The organism is Streptomyces boluensis (assembly GCF_009908195.1).
Classification (GTDB): domain Bacteria; phylum Actinomycetota; class Actinomycetes; order Streptomycetales; family Streptomycetaceae; genus Streptomyces; species Streptomyces boluensis.
In genome coordinates, this window is sequence record NZ_JAAAHS010000461.1 from 1 (window position 1) to 5346 (window position 5346).

Annotated in this window: 5 protein-coding genes; 2 read left to right on the top strand and 3 right to left on the bottom strand. The window is 72.3% G+C overall.

The genetic code is table 11. The features are described 5' to 3' along the window. The first annotated feature begins 84 nt into the window (after positions 1–84). Complete coding sequence (locus GUY60_RS33705; protein WP_246235986.1) at positions 85–1353, top strand: MFS transporter; 1269 nt, start codon at positions 85–87, stop codon at positions 1351–1353. On the opposite strand, the gene GUY60_RS33710 is transcribed toward GUY60_RS33705, so the two are convergent. After that, entirely contained in the window at positions 1285–2283 is a 999-nt protein-coding gene (locus tag GUY60_RS33710) for a GlxA family transcriptional regulator (protein WP_161704848.1), read from the bottom strand. The genes GUY60_RS33705 and GUY60_RS33710 overlap by 69 nt on opposite strands. Positions 2284–2354: 71 nt before the next feature. On the opposite strand from GUY60_RS33710, the gene GUY60_RS33715 reads away from it, so the two are divergent. Continuing rightward, a complete protein-coding gene (locus GUY60_RS33715; RefSeq protein WP_376771348.1) occupies positions 2355–3638 on the top strand; it encodes an MFS transporter in 1284 nt (427 codons plus the stop codon). A gap of 79 nt (positions 3639–3717) precedes the next feature. Here the strand turns inward: GUY60_RS33715 and GUY60_RS33720 are convergent, their stop codons facing one another. After that, complete coding sequence (locus GUY60_RS33720) at positions 3718–4326, bottom strand: flavin reductase family protein (protein ID WP_161704852.1); 609 nt, start codon at positions 4324–4326, stop codon at positions 3718–3720. Between the two features lie 99 nt (positions 4327–4425). Next, positions 4426–5217: an enoyl-CoA hydratase/isomerase family protein gene (locus tag GUY60_RS33725; protein WP_161704854.1), complete on the bottom strand. Its 792-nt coding sequence runs from the start codon at positions 5215–5217 to the stop codon at positions 4426–4428. Between the last annotated feature and the right edge of the window lie 129 nt (positions 5218–5346).

Sequence of the window (5346 nt, forward strand, 5' to 3'; positions counted from 1 at the left end):
GGCTCAGGGGGTGTCGCGGATGCGCTGCACGGGCTGGCGGAAATCCCTTGTTCACCACGGCCGAAGCCCCGCTACCGTCCCCCCATGTCCCTACGCGCCTACCGTCAGATCCTCACCCGCCCCGTCCTGACCTGGGTCGTCGTCGCCGTCGGGGCGCGGATGCCGGTGGCTATGGCTCCGTTGGCCTTGGTGTTTCTGGTGCGGGAGCGGCCCGGGGGGTACACGCTCGGGGCGTTGCTCGCTGCCGCGTATGTGGTCGGGGAGATCGTCGGGGCGCCGCTGCTCGGGATGCGGTTGAACGCTGAGCGGGCCCGGCCGCAGTTGGCCGTGGGGCTCGGCGTGGGGGCCGTCGGGTTCAGTGGGCTCGGGGTGTTTCCGGGGGCGCATCCGGTGCTGCTCGGGGTGTTCGCGTTCGTCGCGGGGGCTGCGCCCGCCGCCGCGCCGGGTGGGTTGCGGGCGCTGCTCACCTCCCTCGTACCGGAGCGTGCCGTCACCCAGGCGCTGAGCGCCGAGTCGATGCTGACGTTCGCCGTGTGGGCGGCGAGCCCGGCCGCCGCGACCGGGCTCGCCCTCGGGGTGGCCGCGCACCTGCCGCTGCTGCTCGCCGCCGTCCTCATGGCCGCGTCCGTGGCGGGGCTCTGGGCGCTGCCGGTCGGCTGGCAGGCGGAGCGGAGCGGGTCAACAGGCGGCGCGCTGCTGCGTGTTCTGGCGCGGGCCTGGCCCGTGTACGTGACCGGCGCCGCGTCCCTTTCGCTGCTCGGGCTCGCCGAGCTGATCCTGCCCGCGCTCCTCGAACACCGCGGCATCCCGCTCGCCCTCGCGGGCCCGCTGCTCGCCGGGTTCGCGATCGGCTCGGGGGTGGGGTCCTTCCTGTACGGGATGCGGGACGCGTGGCCGGGACGGTTGCCGGTGCAGTCCCTTGTGCTGCTCGTCTCCGTGTCGGCGTGCGTGGCGCTCGTCGCCGTACTGCCGTCCGCGCTGTGGATCGGGGTGGGGCTCGTCGTCGCCGGGGTGCTGCAGGCCGGGGCGATGCTCACCCGGAACCTGCAGCTGCGCCGGGTGCTCCCGGCCGACGCGCTCGCCGCCGGGTACTCGGTGATGTACGCCGCCGTCGGCGTGGGCTACGCCGCTGCGGGCACCCTCTCCGGGGCGCTGCTCGAAGTGGTCGCGCCGGATGCGGCGATCCTCGCCGGGGTCGGCCTCACCCTGGTGCTCACCGTGGCCGGCGCGGTGGGGGAGCGGGCCACCAGGGAGCAGCCCAACTCCGCGGGCCCCACAGCCGGTTCAGGCCTCCGCCGCCGCCCGGAACGTACGCCGGTACGCCGTGGGCGTGACGCCGAGTGCGACCTGTAGGTGCTGGCGCATCGACTGGGCCGTACCGAAGCCCGCGTCCCGCGCCACCTGGTCCATCGACAGGCCGGTGGACTCCAGGAGGTGCCGGGCGCGCTCGACCCGCTGCTGCGCGAGCCACTGGCCGGGGCTGACGCCGACCTCCTCACGGAAGCGGCGCGTGAACGTGCGCACCGACATCGCCTCCTGCTCCGCCATGTCCCGCAACTGGATCGGCTCGTGCAGCCGGCCGAGCGCCCAGGCGCGCGCGGCCGTCGTGGTCGCCAACTGCGCCTCGGGGACCGGCCGTTGGATGAACTGGGCCTGGCCGCCGTCGCGGAACGGCGGGACGACGGTACGGCGCGCCACCTCGTTGGCCACCGCCGTGCCGTGGTCGCGGCGCACGATGTGCAGGCACAGGTCGATGCCCGCGGCGACGCCCGCCGAGGTCAGCACGTCCCCGTCGTCGACGAACAGCACGTCCGCGTCCACCTCGACGGCCGGGAAGACCCGCTGGAAGTGCTCGGCCGACGACCAGTGCGTGGTCGCCGGGCGCCCGTCCAGGAAACCGGCCGCGGCAAGCACGTACCCGCCCGTGCAGATCGACACCAGGCGGGTGCCGGGGCGCAAGTGGGCGAGCGCGGCGGCCAGTTCCCCGGTGAGGCGGCCCTCCTCGTAGACCGGGCCCAGCTCGTACGAGGCCGGGACGACCAGGGTGTCCGCAGTGGCCAGGACCTCCGGGCCGTGCTCGACGAGGACCGAGAAGTCGGAGTCGGTGCGGACCGGGCCCGGCGGCCGGATCGAGCAGGTCACCGTCTCGTACAGCTTGCTGCCGTCGGCGGCCTTGGCGCGGTCGAAGATCCGGTGCGGGATGCCGAGTTCGAAGGGCAGCAGCCCGTCGAGGGCGAGCACGACGACGCGGTGGGGGCGCGGGGGCAAACTCTTCCGGGTCATGGCCCGATCGTAGCGAATGCTGTCTCTCGGGCCACTCGTTTGTCATGGCCTCGGCCAGCAATCTGGGGTACGTGACACAGACAACCCAAGCCGCTGCCCGCGCGAACCGCCCCGGCCCCGCCCCGCGACGACGCATCCACCGTGCCTGGTACGTCGCCGCCGTCGCGTTCGTGACGATCATCGGCGCCGCCGCGTTCCGCTCCGTGCCCGGCCTGCTCATGGACCCGCTGCACCGGGAGTTCGGCTGGTCACGCGGCACCATCGGCCTCGCCGTCTCGGTCAACCTCGCGCTGTACGGGCTCACCGCGCCGTTCGCCGCCGCCCTCATGGACCGGTACGGGATCCGCCGGGTCGTCGCCGTCGCCCTCACCGTCATCGCGCTCGGCTCCGGGCTCGCCGTCTGGATGACCGCAGCCTGGCAGCTCATCCTCTACTGGGGGTTCCTGGTCGGCCTCGGCTCCGGCTCCATGGCGCTCGCCTTCGCCGCGACCGTCACCAACCGCTGGTTCACCGAACGGCGCGGCCTCGTCACCGGCATCCTCACCGCCGCGAGCGCCTCCGGGCAGCTGATCTTCCTGCCGCTGCTCTCCTGGATGGTCGAGAACCACGACTGGCGCCCAGCCGCGATCACCGTCTCCCTGACCGCGCTCGCCGTCGTCCCGTTCGTCTGGCTGCTGCTCCGCGACCATCCGGCCGATGTGGGTCTCGCGCCTTACGGGGCGAAGGAGTTCGTGCCGAAGCCGCCGCCCGTGACCGGGGCCGCGCGGCGTGCGCTGACCGTGCTGTTCAAGGCGGCGCGCACCGGGCCGTTCTGGCTGCTCGCCGGTACGTTCGCGATCTGCGGCGCCTCCACCAACGGCCTGATCCAGACCCACTTCGTGCCCGCCGCCCACGACCACGGCATGCCCATCACGGCCGCCGCCTCGCTGCTCGCGGTCATCGGTGTCTTCGACGTGGTCGGCACGATCTTCTCCGGCTGGCTCACCGACCGCTTCGACGCCCGCCGCCTCCTCGGCGCGTACTACGCGCTGCGCGGCATCTCGCTTCTCTTCCTGCCGATCCTGCTCGCGCCTGACGTCCGGCCGCCGATGCTGTTCTTCATCGTGTTCTACGGGCTCGACTGGGTGGCCACCGTCCCGCCCACGCTTGCGCTCTGCCGCGAGCACTACGGGGACGACTCGGCGATCGTCTTCGGCTGGGTCCTTGCCTCGCACCAGATCGGCGCGGCCCTGGTCGCGTTCCTCGGCGGCCTGACCCGCGACCTCACCGGTACGTATGACGTGGTCTGGTACGCGTCGGGGGCGTTGTGCGCGGTGGCGGCGCTTATGGCTTTGGTGATTCGGCGGCGTACGTGAGTTGTGCGGGTCGGCTCGGTGCAGGTTTGTCGCCCTGCGGGCTCGTCCTCAAGCGCCGGACGGGCTGAATTTTGCCGGGCTAGCTCGATTTGCCGGGCAAGCTGAAGTTGCCGAAGCGGCCCTGGTGGAACAGCAACGGTGCTCCGTCCTCCGCCACCGCGTCCAGCGCGTTCACCCGGCCCACCACGATCAGGTGGTCGCCGCCCGTGTGGACCGCGTGGATCGTGCAGTCCAGCCAGGCCGGTACGCCGGTGAGGCGGGGGGCGCCGGAGACCGGGGCCGGTTCGTGGGTCACTCCCGCGAACTTGTCGGCGCCGCTCACCGCGAAGCCGCGGCACAACTCGCCCTGGTCCGCGCCCAGTACGTTCACGCAGAAGGCGCCCGCGCGTGCGATCCGCGGCCAGGTCGTCGACGTACGCGCGACCATGAAGGCGATCAGCGGCGGATCGAGGGAGAGCGAGGCGAACGACTGGCAGGCGAAGCCGGCCGGGCCGTCCGCGTCCGTCGCCGTGATCACGGTGACGCCGGAGGCGAAGTGGCCCAGTACGCGCCGGAATTCGCCCGGATCGGGCGGCAGCCGCTCGTCCGCGCCGACCGCGCGCAGATCCGGGCGCGGGTGCGCGGGTACGGGCTCGGCGACCGTGGCGGCGCCGACGGACCTGAGGTATCGGACGGCTGTCGCGGCCATCCCTGCGTGTCCCATCACGTCGCCCATTGAAACTGACGCTTCGTCAGATGGGAACCCTCGTGCCCCCCCGTGAACCCTCGCGAACCGTCGCGCACCCCGTCAACGTCCGCGATAGATCGGGCTGCGCCGCTCCACGAAGCTCGCCACGCCTTCGTTCGCGTCCGCCGTCGTCATGTTGATCTCCTGTGCGGCCGCCTCCGCCGCGAAGGCCGCGCTCCTGTCGACGTCCAGGGACGCGTTGACCAGCTGCTTCGTCATCGCGATGGCTCGCGTGGGGCCCTGGGCCAGGCGTTCCGCCCAGGCGCGCGCGGTCTTCTCAAGGTCGTCGGCCGGTACGACCCGGTTCACCAGGCCGAGCCGCTCCGCCTCGGCGGCCGGGAGCGCGTCCCCGAAGAACATCAGCTCCTTGGCGCGCTGCGGCCCGATCAGCCGCGGCAGCAGATACGCGCCGCCGCCGTCGGGTACGAGGCCACGTCGTACGAACACCTCGATGAACTTGGCCTGTTCGGACGCGATGACGAGGTCGCACGCGAACGCGAGGTGGGCGCCGATGCCGGCGGCGGTGCCGTTCACGGCGGCGATCACCGGCTTTTCGCAGTCGAGGATCGCGGCGATGAAGCGTTGGGCGCCGTTGCGGATGGTGCGGGCGACGTCTCCGGGTACGCGTTCGGCGGGCGCGGGGCCGCCTCGTAGGTCCGCGCCTGCGCAGAAGCCTTTGCCGGTGGCGGTGAGGATGACTGCGCGGGTGTCGGGGTTGGTGGAGGCGTCTGCCAGGTGCTGGATGATCTGTTCTCGGTTGTCCCAGGTGAGGGCGTTCATTGCCTCTGGGCGGTTGAGGGTGATGTGGGTGATGTTGTCGGTGGTGACGTGCAGGATGTCGTTGCTCGGCATCGGGGTTCCTGTCGGTTGGTCGGGTGCGGGTCGGGTGCGCCTGCGGCGGGCTTTCTCCCCTACCCGCCCCTTCCCGAAAGTCCTCGCCGGACGGGCCTCCTCAATCGCCGGAGGGGCTAATAAATAGCC